Annotated in this window: 13 protein-coding genes; 10 read left to right on the top strand and 3 right to left on the bottom strand. The window is 46.1% G+C overall.

Features of this window, described 5'->3' with window-relative positions; translation table 11 throughout:
* Positions 1-8 precede the first annotated feature (8 nt).
* The 8 genes from REC12_RS18430 (at position 9) to REC12_RS18395 (ending at position 9,018) form a co-directional block, all read left to right on the top strand.
* Entirely contained in the window at positions 9-995 is a 987-nt protein-coding gene (locus REC12_RS18430; protein WP_308897004.1) for an ABC transporter ATP-binding protein, read from the top strand.
* A complete protein-coding gene (locus REC12_RS18425; RefSeq protein ID WP_308897002.1) occupies positions 992-1,960 on the top strand; it encodes an ABC transporter ATP-binding protein in 969 nt (322 codons plus the stop codon). Before REC12_RS18430 ends, REC12_RS18425 begins: the two co-directional genes overlap by 4 nt.
* Positions 1,961-2,234: 274 nt before the next feature.
* Positions 2,235-4,304, top strand: coding sequence for a sigma 54-interacting transcriptional regulator (locus tag REC12_RS18420; protein ID WP_308896999.1), 2,070 nt, complete (start codon positions 2,235-2,237; stop codon positions 4,302-4,304).
* Positions 4,305-4,625: 321 nt separating this feature from the next.
* Entirely contained in the window at positions 4,626-5,429 is an 804-nt protein-coding gene (locus REC12_RS18415) for an N-acyl homoserine lactonase family protein (RefSeq protein ID WP_308897062.1), read from the top strand.
* A gap of 67 nt (positions 5,430-5,496) precedes the next feature.
* Positions 5,497-6,957: a 4-hydroxyphenylacetate 3-hydroxylase family protein gene (locus tag REC12_RS18410; protein ID WP_308896997.1), complete on the top strand. Its 1,461-nt coding sequence runs from the start codon at positions 5,497-5,499 to the stop codon at positions 6,955-6,957.
* A 171-nt stretch (positions 6,958-7,128) separates the two neighbouring features.
* On the top strand, positions 7,129-7,422 hold the full coding sequence (locus REC12_RS18405; RefSeq protein ID WP_308896995.1) for a NifU family protein: 294 nt from the start codon (positions 7,129-7,131) through the stop codon (positions 7,420-7,422).
* Entirely contained in the window at positions 7,415-7,714 is a 300-nt protein-coding gene (locus REC12_RS18400) for a hypothetical protein (protein ID WP_308896993.1), read from the top strand. The genes REC12_RS18405 and REC12_RS18400 overlap by 8 nt, the downstream gene beginning before the upstream one ends.
* A complete protein-coding gene (locus tag REC12_RS18395) occupies positions 7,711-9,018 on the top strand; it encodes an acetyl-CoA hydrolase/transferase family protein (protein WP_308896991.1) in 1,308 nt (435 codons plus the stop codon). The genes REC12_RS18400 and REC12_RS18395 overlap by 4 nt, the downstream gene beginning before the upstream one ends.
* An 83-nt stretch (positions 9,019-9,101) precedes the next feature.
* Here the strand turns inward: REC12_RS18395 and REC12_RS18390 are convergent, their stop codons facing one another.
* The 3 genes from REC12_RS18390 to REC12_RS18380 are packed head-to-tail and all read right to left on the bottom strand — an operon-like array spanning position 9,102 to position 12,577.
* On the bottom strand, positions 9,102-9,536 hold the full coding sequence (locus REC12_RS18390; RefSeq protein WP_308896990.1) for a GtrA family protein: 435 nt from the start codon (positions 9,534-9,536) through the stop codon (positions 9,102-9,104).
* Positions 9,529-10,497 carry a glycosyltransferase family 2 protein gene (locus REC12_RS18385; RefSeq protein WP_308896988.1) on the bottom strand — a complete coding sequence of 323 codons (969 nt, stop codon included), beginning with the start codon at positions 10,495-10,497 and terminating at the stop codon, positions 9,529-9,531. The genes REC12_RS18390 and REC12_RS18385 overlap by 8 nt, the downstream gene beginning before the upstream one ends.
* Positions 10,498-10,513: 16 nt before the next feature.
* Complete coding sequence (locus REC12_RS18380; protein ID WP_308896986.1) at positions 10,514-12,577, bottom strand: glycosyltransferase family 39 protein; 2,064 nt, start codon at positions 12,575-12,577, stop codon at positions 10,514-10,516.
* Positions 12,578-12,968: 391 nt separating this feature from the next.
* Between REC12_RS18380 and REC12_RS18375 the strand changes: the two genes are divergently transcribed.
* Both REC12_RS18375 and REC12_RS18370 read left to right on the top strand, forming a co-directional pair.
* Positions 12,969-13,508, top strand: a complete 540-nt coding sequence (locus REC12_RS18375; protein WP_308896985.1) for a PadR family transcriptional regulator — start codon at positions 12,969-12,971, stop codon at positions 13,506-13,508.
* A gap of 98 nt (positions 13,509-13,606) precedes the next feature.
* Complete coding sequence (locus REC12_RS18370) at positions 13,607-16,783, top strand: efflux RND transporter permease subunit (RefSeq protein WP_308896983.1); 3,177 nt, start codon at positions 13,607-13,609, stop codon at positions 16,781-16,783.
* Positions 16,784-16,787 lie beyond the last annotated feature (4 nt).

The raw sequence follows: 16,787 nt of genomic DNA, 5'->3' as shown, positions 1-16,787 counted from the left end.
TGAACGGAATGTTGCTGGAAGTAAAAAATTTAACAACGGAATTTAAGCTGAAGCGCGGCATTGTCAAAGCCGTCGATAATATCAGCTTTACTATAGATAAAGGTGAAATCCTGGCTATTGTCGGTGAATCCGGCTCAGGAAAAAGCGTAACCTCTCTTTCCATTATGGGGCTCTTGCAAAACCCCGGCAGAATTACCGGCGGAGAAATTTTGTATAATTCCCAAGATTTGAATAAGTTGAGCCGGAAAGAGTTGCAAAAACTTCGGGGCAATAAGATTTCCATGATCTTTCAAGAACCGATGACGTCCTTGAACCCGGTCTGGCGCATCAAGGATCAAATCATGGAAAGCATTATGACGCATATGAATCTTTCCAAAAAGGAAGCCCTGGCGCGGACTATTGAAATGCTGAACACGGTAGGCATACCTTCTGCGGCGCAAAGAGCCAACGATTATCCGCACCAGATGAGCGGCGGAATGCGCCAAAGGGTAATGACGGCCATGGCTCTTGCCTGCGAACCTGAATTGCTGATAGCCGACGAGCCTACTACGGCGCTTGATGTTACGATTCAAGCCCAGATTCTTGAGCTGCTCTATCGCATGCGGGAGAAGTTCCATATGGCAGTTATGCTCATAACACATGACCTGGGTGTGGTTTCTGAAGCGGCCGACCGTGTTATAGTCATGTACTGCGGCAAAATTATGGAAGAAGCCGATGTCAAAAGTCTTTTTTCTCAGCCGCTCCATCCCTATACAGTAGGTTTGCTGCAGTCAATCCCGCAAATTGATAATGAGAGCGATGAACGCTTATATATGATTAAAGGTATGGTTCCCAATCCTCTCAATATGCCGTCAGGCTGTCCCTTTTCTGACCGCTGCGACCAGAGTATGGAGCGCTGCACTAAAGAAATGCCGGAGCTTCAGGATATTAACGGACATAAGGTCCGCTGCTTCTTGTATGAAGGAACAGAGGAAAGGGGATTGTGTGGCAAATGAGCGAAGTATTGATGGACATTCAAAACTTAGCAAAGCATTTTGTAGTGGACACCAATTTCCTTGGCAAGCCTGTTGCTGTCTTAAAGGCTGTTGACGGCGTTTCCTTTTCCATTAATAAAGGAGAGGCTTTTGGTTTAGTTGGCGAATCCGGCTGCGGCAAAACTACGCTCGGGAAAATTCTTGTCAACCTTTACAGACAAACGAGCGGCAAGCTGTTTTTTGAGGGGAAAGACCTGATTGCCCTCAATGCAGAGCAGCGCCGTGCTTATTCCAAAGATATTCAAATGATTTTTCAGGACCCTTATGCTTCGTTAAACCCTAAAATGACCATTGGCGACATTATAGCCGAGCCGATTTTTATCAATCGCTTGTTGCCTAAGAATCAGGTCGAAGAACGTGTTATCTACCTCTTAAACTGTGTAGGCTTAGCCCGTCATCAGCGCAACCGCTATCCCCACGAATTCTCCGGAGGACAGCGCCAGCGGGTCGGCATTGCCCGCGCCCTGGCCGTGGAACCGAAGCTCATCGTTTGTGATGAACCGGTTTCTGCCTTGGATGTATCGATTCAGGCCCAGGTGCTTAATTTGCTGAGTGATTTACAGGATGAGTTTAAGCTGACCTATCTCTTTATTGCTCATGGTCTGAACGTAGTTAAACACATCAGCGACCGTGTTGGAGTAATGTATCTGGGCAAACTGGTAGAAATTGCGCCGAAAAAGGAGCTTTACGCCAACCCTCAGCACCCTTATACCCAAGCATTGCTGTCGGCGATTCCGACGATTAATCCTGAAAAGAAAAAGGAACGGATTATTTTGCAAGGTGACGTACCTAGCCCAATCAACCCGCCTGCAGGTTGCCGTTTCTGTTCCCGCTGCTTCAAGGAAATGGACTCCTGTAAGGGTAATGAGCCGGCATTAAAGGAAGTTTCTCCTGATCACTTTGTGGCCTGTCACTTATTTGATTGATTTGATGCTGAAACAGTGCCCCGACAGACATTGAACAGAGTTTTACATTAAGCAAAGTCCCCCATGGTGATTGCAGCTAAAGGCTGAACACCATGGGGGGCTTTGTCTCATTAAACCAAATGATGGTAGGAGCGGGGAGATAGTGATATGATATTGATAGGCGATCATCATGCAGATGCGCCGTCAGCATAATGCGCTTGAGGCAAAGCAGGTTTTTTCTTCAAATATCGGGAGAAGCGGCTGAAATTTTGCTCTAAGAAAGGGAGTTGAAACTATGAGAGCTTCCGACATAATGCATGCAGTAGATCCGGTCCCCATAGGTTGTACTCTGACAGAAGCATATGATATTTTGCAAAAGAGAAACACAGAGTTTCTCCCTGTTATTAACGAAGAAGGCAACTATGCAGGTGCGTTTTCCAAAAGTTCCTTGCTGAAGGAAATCTTGAATGGCTTAACATATAATGCCGGGATTAAAAAATGTCTTGATCCTGACATACCCTTTGTTTGGTTTAATATCGAATTAGAGCAATTACCTGTTTGCGCTAATGGTGCCGTTGTGCTGAATTGCGATAACCGAGTCATGGGCATTATCCAAAATACAGATTTAATCCGTACATTCCGCTCGAATATTGAGGATCTCCAAGAACGCATGTATGCGGTGATTGAGTCGGCCCATAACGGCATCCTGGCGGTTGATTTAAGCGGAAATATTATTCTGGCTAATCGTGTGGTTGCGGGAATTTTAGGCCTTTCCGTAGACCAATTGCTTGGTCGTCAAGTCACTGACTATATTCCCAACTCTTTAATGCCCAAAATTTTGCTTACAGGACAATCGCTTTATGGTGAAAAATTTGTCCTCAATGCAACTCCGATTATGGCCAATTATTCGCCTGTTGAAAAAAACGGCGTTATTTCCGGTGCCGTTTGTGTGTTTCAGGACTTGTCGAGCATGGATGCCATCCACAGCGAACTCGACTCGGTAAAGAAATTGACCAGAGAATTGGAAGCTATCATCAACTCATCCTATGACGGTATCTATATAACAGACGGGAATTGTCTTACTCTCAATTGCAATGAAGCCTATCAGCGCGTAACCGGAATTTCCGACAGTGAAGTTGTAGGCAAAACGATGCATGAATTAGTCAGAGCGGGAGTATTTGACCAGTCGGCGTCTATCTTGGTTATGGAAAAAAGGAAGAGTGTTACGATTCCTCAAACAATCAAAAAGACCAATAAACAGGTGTTGGTGACCGGCAACCCGATCTTTGATGAAGACGGTAATCTATTTCGTATAGTAACCAATGTGCGGGATGTAACAGAGCTTTATAATCTGCAGAGCCAACTTCAAAAATCAGAAGAGCAGACGTTATTGTATGAAACGGAACTAAGACATTTGCGTTCCCAGCAGGCTGAAGATACGGGAATTATTTACCGTAGTTCCTGTATGAGCAAAACAATAGAATTGAGTCTAAAGCTGGCCAACGTTGATTCCACGGTTTTAATCACCGGAGAGTCCGGCACAGGAAAAGAGCTATTAGCAAAATTGATCCACAAACATGGCAAAGGGATCAACAAGCCGTTTATAAAGATAAACTGTGCCGCCATACCGGAGCAACTTTTAGAATCGGAGTTGTTCGGGTACGATTCCGGGGCTTTTACAGGTGCGAAAAAAGAGGGCAAACCAGGGTTGTTCGAATTGGCTCACAACGGCACTCTGTTTTTGGATGAGGTTGCGGAAATGCCGCTCTTACTTCAGTCCAAACTTTTAAGGGTCCTTCAGGAAAGACAAATCGTCAGAGTAGGCGGGACAAAACCGCTGGATGTTAATGTGCGAATCATCGCCGCTACCAACCGCAATCTGTGCAAAATGGTCAAAGACGGCAATTTCCGTGAAGACTTATACTATCGTTTGCTGGTTATTCCGATTGAATTGCCGCCCTTACGGGAGCGCAAAGAAGATATTCCACTGCTGGTGAAGTATTTTGTGGACACGCTAAATAAGCGCTATGGCTATAAATGCCACGCTTCCGCTCAACTCCTCAACGCTTTGTCCGAGTACCCCTGGCCGGGAAATATTCGGGAATTGTCCAACATCATCGAACGGCTGATGATTACAACGAATGAAGATGAGTTATCTGCAGACCTCTTGCCGGGAACTATTTACCGCAAAGATATACTTCCGGAATACGGTACTCAACTTCAGGATGCGGCTGCTCAGGCAGAGGCCTATCTTATTGCGAAGACGTACAAAGAGTGGAAATCATGGGCTAAAGTAGCTGAAGTTCTCGGAGTGAACAAAAGTACTATCTATCGCAAGGCTTTGAAGCATGGACTGTTAAAATAACATTTGCGCCTTTCGCAATATTGCAACTCGATTGCAATATTGCGAAAATGGCTACCCACAAGCCCTGAAGATATATTCAGAAAATTTGGAATGCAACATTGCGACGATTTAAGAACTGATGATAAGGACAGGAGAGCCTGATGGCGCCCCTGTCCTTATTTGGCATAACTATTGCAATATTCCTGACTAGCTGAGTCATTAGTATGTTGCGAGGAGGTGTTACAGTAATAGCTCTGATAAGGTCTCACACTAATGTCGGCTTATCCAAGGGGTTAGCGAGAAGTGATACTCAAAAAAATCTTAAAAATGGGGGAAAAGAAGATGAAGGCTTATATTCTCAACAATGGGTGGCTGGAATGCGATGAGAACTGGATGGTTGCTCAATCGGTGCTTGGCTCTTTGAACAATAAGACTCCTCAAGTAAATTGGATCAAGATACCCGTATATGCGGTTCTTATTGATCATCCCCAAGGTAAAATACTTTACGATTTAGGCTGCCACCCCGAGGCCATGAATGGATACTGGCCCGCCGGGCTGCAAAGTGTCTTTCCCTACCATTTCGAAGAATCGCAAAGATTTGCCGCCCAACTTGCCTTGACGGGAACGAAACCGGAAGACATCAAAACCGTAGTCTTATCCCATCTGCATCTTGATCACGCGGGGCATTTGCATTTATTTGAGCACGCTGACGTTTACGTCCATCAAAAGGATTTCGAATATGGACAAACCCTTGTGCATTTAAGCCCTGATCCGGCAGCCCACGGTGCCTATGTAAAGGCCGATCTGGAAGTGCCTGTAAAACAATATCATCTTGTTGAGAAAGATATGGAACTGGTTCCGGGTGTCGAGCTTATTACTTTGCCGGGCCATACGCCGGGAATATTGGGCTTAATAGTTCATCTGGAAAAGGAAGGAACCCTTATCTTCCCTCAGGATGCCGTTTATGATCGCCGCAATTACGGACCGCCGGCCAAGGCCTCGGGTATTGTCTACGACAGCATTGCCTTCTTCAATTCCATAGAAAAGGTCCGCAATTATGCCAAGAAATATAATGCTAAAGTGATGTTTTCTCATGACATGGATTTCTTTAAAACTTTGAAAGTTGCACCTGAATTTTATGAATAAGATGCGCTTGGCGAATCCCAGCGCTTAAGCAACCGGAAGTTTAAATTGAACGTTTGGAGGTCAACTAATGAAAACTGCAGCAGAGTATGAAGAGAGTTTGCGTAAGCTTAATTTAAAGGTCTATCTACAAGGTGAACTGGTAGAAAATCCGGTTGACCATCCCATCATCAGGCCGTCGTTGAATTCCGTTAAAGCGACCTATGCTTTAGCTGAAGATCCGCAGTACGAGGATTTAATGACGGTAACCTCACATCTTACGGGTAAAAAGATCAATCGTTTTTGTCACCTCCATCAGAGTACAGAAGATCTGGTGAAAAAGGTAAAGATGCAGCGATTGTTAGGGCAACAAACCGCGGCTTGTTTCCAACGCTGTGTCGGGATGGATGCGATCAATGCCGTCGATAGTGTTACCTTTGAGATGGATCTGAAATTAGGCACGAATTATCATGAGCGCTTTATAAAATTCCTGACAAGAATGCAGGAAGAGGACTGGACGGTTGACGGAGCCATGACCGATCCCAAAGGGGACCGCGGTTTAGCGCCCAGCCAGCAGGAAGACCCGGATCTTTATGTTCGTGTAGTAGAAAAAAGGGAAGACGGGATTATTGTAAGTGGCGCTAAGGCTCACCAAACCGGGGCCATTAATTCTCACTGGATTCTGGTTATGCCGACAATGGCTATGGGCAAAAACGATGCGGATTATGCCGTTAGCTTTTCAGCCCCGGCCGATGCGGAAGGAATCATTTATATTTATGGCCGTCAGTCCTGCGACACTCGAAAGCTGGAAGGCGGCAGCATCGACGTTGGAAATAAGCAATTTGGCGGTCATGAGGCGCTGATGGTCTTCGATAAGGTATTTATTCCCTGGGAAAATGTTTTCATGTGCGGGGAATATGAATTCAGCAGCTCTTTGGTAGAAAGGTTTGCAGGATATCATCGCCAGAGTTACGGCGGCTGTAAAGTGGGTGTCGGGGACGTCTTAATCGGAGCGGCGGCCCTGGCGGCAGATTACAACGGCGCCGCTAAAGCCTCGCATATCAAGGACAAACTGATTGAAATGGTTCATCTTAACGAGACACTTTACGCTTGCGGCATTGCTTGTTCGGCAGAAGGGCATAAGACAGCATCCGGCACTTATCTAATTGACCTTCTCCTGGCCAACGTTTGTAAGCAAAATGTTACCCGTTACCCCTATGAAATTGCCCGTTTGGCCGAGGATATTGCCGGAGGCCTGATGGTCACCATGCCTTCTGAAAAGGATTTGCGGCATCCTGAAATCGGGAAAGTAGTTGAAAAATACTTTAAAGGCATTGCCGCAGTCCCAACGGAACATCGGATGCGCATTCTGCGCTTGGTGGAAAATCTTACTTTGGGTACGGCCGCCGTCGGTTACAGAACAGAATCCATGCATGGCGCGGGCTCACCTCAAGCGCAGAGAATCATGATCTCCCGCCAGGCTAATCTGGCGCATAAGAAAGAACTTGCCAAAGCTATCGCCGGGATTTCGGCTGAGGAAACAAAACATTGATCTGCTGACTAATCCGCTCTAAGACTCCCGCTTCGGCAAGCGGTGAGGTAAGAGTGGCTAAGTCCCTGGATAAGAGCGACTAAGATTCAGATGGAGTTAAAACTCCACCTGAATCTGAATCAAGTCTTCTTTATTTGGCTTATGGTATGCTAAAAATGAGGGTATTTAATTATGAAAGAAATTATCGACCTCATCGACAGGAAAGTACGTCCTGTGCTCAACCTTTATCATGGGGATATTAGCCGGATTCAAGTGACTCCTGAAGGTATTGTAAAAATTGGCTTGACTGGGCCCTTTTCCAGATGCCCCAGTTCTCAACAAACTTTAGCTGAGTTTATTGAGGCGGTGATCAAAACCGAATGTCCTCAAATCAAAGACGTATTCCTTGATTGTGAGGTAAGTCAGGATTTAATCTCCGAGGCTTTAGGAATTTTGCGGAAGGGCCGACAGCAGAGTTATGCTTGATAAACGTGTAAGTATAAATTTTTGTGGCGGATGCAACCCCGTCATTAACCGTGGCAAAATTGCCGGCGCAGTTAAGGAACTTCTCCTGTCCTATGGATACCTTATATCTTTTAACAGTTCTGACGCGGATTTTCTCATCTATCTAAGCGGATGCACTTCAAACTGTGCTCAAAAGTATAGCAAGAGTGATGTTCCTAATGTCGTCGTTGCCGCCTTTACGGTTGATTCCCTGATTGTGGACGAAAGCGGGATGGTAACCGAAATTGTGAAAAGAGTGAGGAGTCATTTATGAGCAACTGGAGAGAAAACTATCAGAAAAAGCTTGCCACCCCGGAACAGGCTGTCAAGCATATTAAGTCCGGTGACCGGGTTGTCATCGGGCACGCTTGCGGAGAGCCGCCCTCTTTAATTGAAGCCTTAGTTAACAGGGCTCCGGAACTGAATTCTGTTGAAATTGTGCATATGGTGGCCATGGGTCCGGCCAAGTACGCTCAACCGGGAATGGAGAAAAGCTTTCGGCATAATGCGCTTTTTATCGGGGCCTCGACGCGTCAAGCCTTTGAGGAAAAAAGAGCGGATTTCACGCCTTGCTTTTTTTCCGAAATCCCCCGTTTATTTAAAAACAAAATCCTGACCGTTGACGTCGTCCTGCTTCAGGTGACACCTCCTGATGAGGAAGGTTATTGCAGTTTGGGAATTTCCGTTGACTATACTCAACCTGCCGCCGCATGTGCCAAACTTGTCATTGCCCAAGTGAACCGTCACATGCCGAGAACGGGAGGAACTAAGCTTCACCTGGATGAGATCGACGTTATTGTGGAGAAGGACGAACCCTTAATTGAACTGAAGCCGCCTAAAATCGGCGAAATAGAAAAAGCCATTGGTGAAAATGTAGCCAAGCTGGTTCCCGATGGCGCCACCCTGCAATTAGGAATAGGGGCCATACCGGACGCGGTATTGCTCTTCTTAAAAGAGAAAAAAGATTTGGGAATTCATTCGGAGATGTTTTCCGATGGTGTTGTAGCCTTGGCGGAGGCAGGGGTCATTACTAACAGCAAAAAGACCATAAATCCGGGCAAATTTATTGCGACCTTTCTCATGGGGACACGCAAGCTCTATGATTTTGTCGACAATAATCCCAAGGTGGAACTTCATCCCGTGGATTATGTTAACGATCCTTATATTATTGGGCAGCATGAAGCGATGATTTCCATTAATTCCGCTTTACAAGTGGATCTCATGGGTCAAGTCAATGCGGAAATGATTGGCGCCAAGCAATTCAGCGCTGTTGGCGGACAAGTCGATTACGTTCGCGGAGCGAGCCGTTCCCTAAACGGTAAATCCATTATCGCCTTGCCGTCGACGGCTTCAGGCGGCAAAATTTCGCGGATTACCTGTGAATTGGACCGTTGGGCTGCCGTGACCACCTCTCGCAATGATGTTCACTACGTAGTGACGGAGTATGGCGCCGTTGATTTGCGGGGAAAAAGCCTTCGTGCCCGGGCCGAGGCTTTAATCAGTATCGCCCATCCCGATTTTCGCGCCGGTTTATTGGCTGAAGCAAGGAACAGAGGGGTACTGGCCGCCCAATCTTGAAAATTGTTTTTAAAAAGCTAACGGGGGTATAACCTGGTATGAATGACTTTCGTGCAGACATTCATGACCATGGTTATCCCCCGTTAAGTATTTTTATCCGGTTCATTGCTGTCATAGCTGCCGCTTTGAGGCTGGCAAAAAACCCAGAGACGGCTGCCCCCGAAATTCATAGCCAGACTGGCAACGACGGCCAAAGCCCTGCTCGCAAGCAGAGGCCAGCCCCAAGTGTAGTGGAACCAGACTAAGAGTTCGTAGGTTACGGCAAGGCTGAATAAGTTTAAAAGAACAAAACGCAGCAGTTGTCCCAGGGGCTGAGGAGCAGATTCCTTAAACGTCCATTTTCGATTGAGCAGAAAACTATTAATCACGCCACTGCCGTAAGCAAGAGTGTGAGCGGGGAGCAAAGGGACTCCCCGGGCAAACAGCAAGGCAAACAAGGTAAAATCAATCCCGGTGTTAAAAACTCCGACAAGACAAAACTTGAAAAACTCCTGCTGACGCACGGTTAGTTTAACCAATTTTTTTCACGGTCCGTTCTTTTCCTTCATTCTGATAGCATTCGCGGATAATATACAGGGGCCGGTTTCTGGTCTCATCATAAATACGGCAGATATATTCTCCCATAATCCCCATCATGGTAAGGACAAATCCGGTCAATACCAATTGGCAGATTATCACGATATTCCAGGCATCAATTGGGGCATGGCCCCCTAGTTTGGCCAGAAGCAGGAGAACCATGTAAAGCAAAGCCAAGGCTAGGCAAAAGAAACCTGTATAGCCGGCTAATTTTAAAGGTTTAAATGAAAAGGAAGTCAGCCCATCAAGGCTTAACTTAAGCATCTTCTTCAAAGAATATTTGGTTTTTCCCGCTAAACGCGGGTCGCGGTTGTATTCCAGGGCGGTTTGCCGGAAACCGACCCAGCTTACCATACCACGTACGTAGCGGTTTTTCTCCGGCAGCTGTTTCAAAGCGGCACACACTTTGCGGTCGATCAGACGGAAATCACCCGTATCAACAGGGATGTCCGTCTCTGTGCAGGCGCGTAAAATACGGTAGAACAGGCGAGCCGTCTGCTTCTTGAAAAATGTCTCGCCTTGACGCTCAAGCCGTTTGGCATAAACGACCTCATAGCCTTCCTGCCATTTGGCAATCATTTGCAAGATTAACTCCGGCGGGTCCTGAAGATCCGAATCGATAATCACGACCGCTGCTCCGGCGGCATAATCCATGCCGGCCGTGATGGCGATTTGGTGACCGAAATTGCGGGAGAAAGAAATCAATTTAACGGCTTCATTGCCAGCACAGAATCCTTTTATGAGACTGTCGGAGCGGTCTGAGCTTCCGTCATTGACAAAAATCAATTCATAAGGCTCATTGGTCGAATCCATCACTTTTTTCAATTGCTGGTAAGTTTGCTCAATGACAGCTTCTTCGTTAAAGACCGGAATTACGATGGAATAACGAATGTCCTTACCCATAAGGGTTGCCTCCTTCTTAGGGATTCATTTCGTATAAAGTTCCGGCCCCGTTCATGCCCCTGTTTCCTCGGACAGCATTGCCGGTGCCGGACTGCCAATCCGCTTGGGGGACTTCTTTGCCGTTTTGCCTAATCCACGTCTGGACATCCGAGCTGCCTCCTCTGGGGCTTCCTCCCGAAAGAAGAAAGTATTTTATTTCTTTATCTGCTACCATTTGTTTTAGCTTAGCGACAGTGAGGATCGGATCAGATCCGGAAAACCCGCCCATAGCCATCACAGCCTTGCCGGTTTTAATGATATAAGCTTCCGCCGTTCCGGCATTAGTGGTGGCAAAGAGAAATTTCTCGCCGGTGTTCTGGGCTTGCAGATAAGCAAGCAGTTCAGTATTGATCGTTTCTCTCTGCCCGGTTAAACTTCCCCGTTTGCCGAAGTTTAGCTGGGGTCCCGCCTCAGGCATCGTGCTGTTTCCGCCGTACAGCAGGGGAGTGGCGGCCCAATAGAGAGGCGCAGCCAGCAATATTGCCAGCCCGCCAAACGCGGCAGCCCGGATCAGCCTGGTTTTCTCCAGAGGAACCCCGGCGTCTGCATGCTTATTTTTAAGCAGAGAAAGCGCCAGATAAACGGAGAACACGCTTCCTAAAGCTCCCAGCGCGATCGGCCATGCTGATCCGATTTGCTTGCTGTAGGGCAGGAGTATATAGAGCTGAAATAGAGTTGTAGCCAAAAGGCCGATTGGCAACAGCCAGCCTTTCCACCCGCCATTGCGATCGCGGCAGAATCCCCACATCTCTGCCCAGCCGGCGCCTGTCAAAGCAGCAATAGCAGGCGCCAGCATGATTAAATAATAAGGGTGGAAAAACTCCGCGATACTAAAGAATCCCATCATTGGCAACAGCCAAGCCAGCCAGAACAGGCTTTCCCGTTGTTTGTCCGTCAGAGGCTGCTTTCTGCGCAGGCCAAGCAGTAAGGCGATGGCGGACACCAGGGAAAAAGGAAGCAGCCAGCTGATTTGTCCCGAGAGTTGAGACTGGAAGAGACGAAACGGCCCGGCTTTTCCGGTATTAAACATCCCGCCGCCAGGTCCTCCTCCCGGTCGGACATCCCCCCTTCGAGCTGTCAAGCTGTTGCCGCTGAAAGGGACATTTAAGTAACTGTTGTTTCGCAAAGATCCCAAGCCTTGCCCGGAGTTCTGCCGTCCCGGCCGGTCACCTGGTGTCCCGCCACCGAAAAGTTGCAACTGCCCGGGTAATTGGCCGCTCAAGAAGTCTCCCCGGCCGCCGTCCCTCAGCCCGCGCTGTCCGGTTAAACGCGAAAGGCCGTTATAGCCAAAAGCCAGCTCTAAAACCGAGTTTGTTTGGCTGCTGCCTATGTATGGCCGGTCTGCCGCCGGAATACTGTCCACGATGACGGCCCAGGAAAATGTGATGACGAGTAAAGAAGCTGTCGAAGCCGCGAGAATGCCTAACTTTCTTTTCCAACCGGCTTTGAAGGCCAGCCAGTAGAATCCATAAAAGGCCGGCAGCACCATGTAGGCCTGGAGCATTTTGATATTGAAACCTAAACCGACCAGGCCGAAAGAGGCTATGAACCATCTCAGCCGGTTTGTCTTAACGGCCCTGAATAACATCCAGGTCGCCAGCAGGAGAGTAAACACAAGTAGACTATCCACGTTGTTTGTACGGCTGACTGCGGCTGCAATAGGGGTAGAGGCCATTACTAAAGCTGAAACCCTTGCCGCCCTTCGGCCGAAAGCAGGTTTGACAAGAAAATAAACCAAAAGCACGGAACCGATTCCGGCAAGAGCCTGAGGCAAAATAACGCTCCAACCGTGGACTCCGAATAGTGCGGCAAACAAAGTCTGCAGCCAAAAGGCGACAGGAGGCTTATCTACAGTAACGAATCCCCCCGGATCAAAGGAGGCAAAAAAGAAATTATGAAAGCTTTGCAGCATACTGGTTACGGCGGCAGTATAATAGGCGTTGGCGTATTGATCCTGCCAAATTCCATAACCATTTAAGAAACCGGCTAATAGTGCTGATCCAAGCAAAAGTGGATCAAGGTGCTTTAGCTTCGCGCTCATTAAGTTATTCGACTCCTCTGCAATAAACTCTGATACTTGAATTATTTATTGACTTTCGGCACAAACTTCTTCTAAGGTTTTTTAGCCAACCGGATTTTCACTGCATTTTTGGGGGGGAGGAGGTGAGTAAGTTTTAAGTTCTCAAACATATGGTTAATATATCCAAACTCATAGCTAAGCATAGTGCCTAAGTGTTAAGATATTGTGATAACTCTATGTTAGTTGTTTGAAGATCTTATTAAGATTGCTCGTAATCCTTGATATACAGGCGATTTTGCCCAATATCCCGGAGGATTTCAAATTTTAAAAACAGGGGTATTTTTCTTGACTTGCCCCTGTAGATAATACTACTATTAAGCATAGTAGTCAGTAATGAGATAGGGTGAATTGAATGCTGTCCAATATCGAACTTATGTTAATAAAATTCATTAAGACTAAACCGTCGTACGCTTATGAAATAGATAAAATGATCGAAGACCGTGAAATAAGAACCTGGGTAAAGATCGGGGGTACAACCGTTTATCAGGTTCTGGACAGGTTATGTAATAAAGGGTTTCTGGAGTTCAAGATTGAGAAGGAAGGCAACATGCCTCAAAGAAAGCGTTACTATGTGACAGATAATGGGAATAAAGCTTTTGACAGAGCAACGGTCAAGATACTGAGAAATAGCGAGCGCTATTATTTTGATTTGACGGTTGGCTTATCCTGCCGCCACTTGATGAATCCGGAAGTATTTAAGCAAACGATCCAAGAGCGGTTGGCCAATCTGAATGAGTTTGTCAGCCATTTTAATGAGAAATTTGAGAAAACGAAAGAGTTATATCCAACCAAGAGACTCATGGTAAAGGAATATTTACTGTCCCATTATCACCTCGAACAAAGTTTTTTAGAGAAAATCTTAAAGGAGATGGATGAAAAGAATAAAGAGTAGTGGGAAAGGGGGAAATGATTACATACCAAAATGCATGCAGTAATTAGTGATTCTTTTAATTAAAAAGGGATAAAAATTTAGTTTGGAGGTTTATTCTGGTGGGTGTTACTGAACTATCGATAAAGAGACCTGCAACAATCATTATTATTGTTGTGTTGCTTCTTGGTCTTGGCATAATCGGCTATACAAATATGGGTGTTGACATGCTGCCTTCAATGAATATCCCCGTCATCACAGTTTCAGTTAGTTATCCCGGCGCAGGGTCTGAAGAAATCAAAAAAGAAATTGTCGTGCCGGTTGAAAATGCGATATCCGGGATAAGCGGCATCGACACTCTCACCTCGACGGCCAGGCAGGGTATGGGTATGACCATTATTACCTTTGATATGAACACTGACATTAACTCTGCACTCATGGACGTGGAAAAAGCGGTAGACAGGGCTGAACGCCAATTGCCTTCAGATGCGGATAAGCCGATCATTCAGAAAATAGACCCCAATGCCTCGTCTGTCATGACCCTAGCTGTTTCAGGCTCAGCTTCCTATGATCAGATTTATAATATTGCTTATAATATCCAACAGGAACTGGGAAATCTGCCGAATATCGGTCAAGTTTCCCTTCTGGGAGCTAATGCCAAGCAATTGCAAGTAAAGCTTGATAAATCTGCAGTGGAATACTACGGTATAAATCTTAAAACCTTGATGGCCTTGATTGGTTCTGAAAATGTCAATACTCCCGCCGGCGATATTGTTCAAGGCAGCAGTGATTTGACGGTAGATATGATAGGAGAATTCCAAAATTTAGATGATGTTAAGAATATTATGGTACCCACCAGTAACTCGGGAACTGTCCGGCTGGGTGACATTGCCGATGTCACCTTTGACTATCCCGCGAATGATACAAGCATCAAGCTAAATGGGCAAAACGCCATTGCTATAAGTATCCAAAAGCAAAGTGATGCCAATGTTGTACAAACGGTGGATGGAGTAAAAAAAGAACTCACTAAAATCATGAAAACTCTTCCCAAAGGGGTAAAGCTGACGATTGCCAACGACAGTACCACGGCAATTAAAGCTTCGGTAGACTCAATTAAAGAAAATATCATCGAAGGCGTTATAACCACGGCTCTGGTTTTGTTCCTGTTTTTGCGCAACTGGCGCTCATCGCTGATTGTTCTGATTGCCATACCCACATCCTTAGTGTCAACATTTTTTGCGATGTACGTATGTCACTTTACCTTAAATATGATGTCGCTGTTGGCCTTATCCCTGTGCACAGGTATTCTGGTTGACGACTCTATAGTTGTGCTGGAAAATATCCTGAGGCATATGAGCATGGGGAAAAGTCCCATGCAAGCAGCCCTTGAAGGACGAAGAGAGATTGGCATGGCGGCAGTAGCCATTACCCTTTGTGACGTCGTGGTGTTTACACCGGTAGCTTTTGTTTCCGGTACATCAGGACAGTTGTTTAGAGAATTTGGCCTCACGGTGGCTTTTGCAGCCCTATTTTCTCTCTTTATTTCCTTTACGGTAACGCCTATGCTTTCTTCGCGGCTCTTGCGGGCAGGAGTCAATATTGATTCTTACAAGCCAAGTGCATTGATTAAGCTTAAAGAATGGTTTGTAAGGATAATCACCCAATCCAAACTCTTTAAAAAAGTCAAGGAAATCGGGGGCTCACTGCATCCTTTTGAGAGAGCTACAAAGCAATACCAAACAGCCTTGTTATGGTCCTTGAGTAACCGCAAAAAAATCATTGGCATTTTATTGCTGGGAGTTGTCATAAGTATCGCTTTATTACCCCTGGGCTTTATAAAGACGGAATTTATTCCCCAGACAGATAACAATCAGCTATCCGTCAACCTGTTGCTCAATCCCGGTTCCAGCCTTGAGCAAACGGAAAGTAAAGCGGTTGTTGTGGAAAAGTACTTGCGGACCTTGCCGGAAGTGACAAGCATATTTACTACAGATGGCGGTAATGATAAGTCGTCGGCCAGCTTTATCGTAGGACTGGTAGATAAAAGCAAACGTAAAAAAGGCCAGGCACAAGTTGCCGACGAGATTCGCAGATGGAGCAAAAATCTAACGGGTGTCTCGCTAACTGTCTCGCAAGCATCCGCCGGTTCAGGAGGATTCGGTTTTGGCGGCGGAGGCGGCAGGGGAGGCAGCGGAAGCATCCAAATTAATTTGGAAGGCACCAATACCGACGTTTTAAAAAGTTTATCCTATAAAATCGAGGACTTGGCAAACTCAGTTCCCGGCGTTGTGGATGTCAGCAATTCTGAAAGACAAAATGAAAACGAAATCAGGGTGAATGTTGATCGTTTGGCCTGTAATCAATACGGTGTTTCCCCTTCCGATGTGGCCACGATTCTAAGAACAAGTATAGCAGGGTCGACGGTAGGGGAGTTTACGGATACTGACGGAACGGAACATGATATGGTCGTAAGCTTTAAGGATGACCAGATAAAAACTCCCGACGACATAGGTTCAATCAAAATAATGAATGCCGCCGGAGCACAGATACCCTTAAGCCAAGTTGCCTCCATCGTTTTGGCCGACAGTCAAAAGACAATATCCCGTCAGGATAGGCTGGACGTTGTAAAAATAACGGCAAATTTACAGAACGTAGATTTGGGAACAGCCAGTAAACAAATACAAGACAAATTAAGTACAATCTCCCTGCCCTATGGTTACAGCATCAAATATGGAGGAAATCAGCAAAACATGTCTGATACCTTCTCCAGCCTGGGCAAAGCAATGGCGGGGTCCATTGTCCTCGTCTACATGATTTTAGTTGTTCTCTATGAATCCTTCCTGACCCCCTTAATCAGAATGCTGTCGTTGCCGTGCGCGATTTTTGGAGCTTTTGTGATGCTGGCGGTCACGGGCAACACGTTGAACTTAACAACCATGATTGGTTTAATTATGCTGGATGGTTTAGCATCCAAAAACGGAACGCTGCTTATTGACTATACCAATACCCTGATGAAGAGAGGAGAACCTTTAAAAGAGGCCTTAATTGAGGCGGGCACCACCAGGTTAAGACCGATTATCATGACCTCCCTGACTATGATTGTGGGTATGTTGCCGGTAGTATTTACAAATGGTCAGGGGAGTGAAATGAAATTTGGGATGGCCCTTGTCATTATTGGAGGGATGATAGCCTCGACGATATTTACCCCCATTATCTTACCCGTGGTTTACACCATCATGGATGACATGAAAAATCATTCTCTTAAAAAAAGAGAGATTTTAAAACATACGGAGGCTTAAGAAT

The organism is Candidatus Desulfosporosinus nitrosoreducens, assembly GCF_030954495.1.
Classification (GTDB): domain Bacteria; phylum Bacillota; class Desulfitobacteriia; order Desulfitobacteriales; family Desulfitobacteriaceae; genus Desulfosporosinus; species Desulfosporosinus nitrosoreducens.
The sequence above is the reverse complement of the archived record's forward strand: the minus strand, read 5'-3'. Positions and strand labels throughout refer to the sequence as shown.

Bases quoted from the DNA above. Each gene is read 5' to 3' on its own strand.
- REC12_RS18430 (WP_308897004.1), top strand. From the start codon at position 9: ATGTTGCTGGAAGTAAAAAATTTAACAACGGAATTTAAGCTGAAGCGC.
- REC12_RS18425 (WP_308897002.1), top strand. From the start codon at position 992: ATGAGCGAAGTATTGATGGACATTCAAAACTTAGCAAAGCATTTTGTA.
- REC12_RS18420 (WP_308896999.1), top strand. From the start codon at position 2,235: ATGAGAGCTTCCGACATAATGCATGCAGTAGATCCGGTCCCCATAGGT.
- REC12_RS18415 (WP_308897062.1), top strand. From the start codon at position 4,626: ATGAAGGCTTATATTCTCAACAATGGGTGGCTGGAATGCGATGAGAAC.
- REC12_RS18410 (WP_308896997.1), top strand. From the start codon at position 5,497: ATGAAAACTGCAGCAGAGTATGAAGAGAGTTTGCGTAAGCTTAATTTA.
- REC12_RS18405 (WP_308896995.1), top strand. From the start codon at position 7,129: ATGAAAGAAATTATCGACCTCATCGACAGGAAAGTACGTCCTGTGCTC.
- REC12_RS18400 (WP_308896993.1), top strand. From the start codon at position 7,415: ATGCTTGATAAACGTGTAAGTATAAATTTTTGTGGCGGATGCAACCCC.
- REC12_RS18395 (WP_308896991.1), top strand. From the start codon at position 7,711: ATGAGCAACTGGAGAGAAAACTATCAGAAAAAGCTTGCCACCCCGGAA.
- REC12_RS18385 (WP_308896988.1), bottom strand. From the start codon at position 10,497: ATGGGTAAGGACATTCGTTATTCCATCGTAATTCCGGTCTTTAACGAA.
- REC12_RS18380 (WP_308896986.1), bottom strand. From the start codon at position 12,577: ATGAGCGCGAAGCTAAAGCACCTTGATCCACTTTTGCTTGGATCAGCA.
- REC12_RS18375 (WP_308896985.1), top strand. From the start codon at position 12,969: ATGCTGTCCAATATCGAACTTATGTTAATAAAATTCATTAAGACTAAA.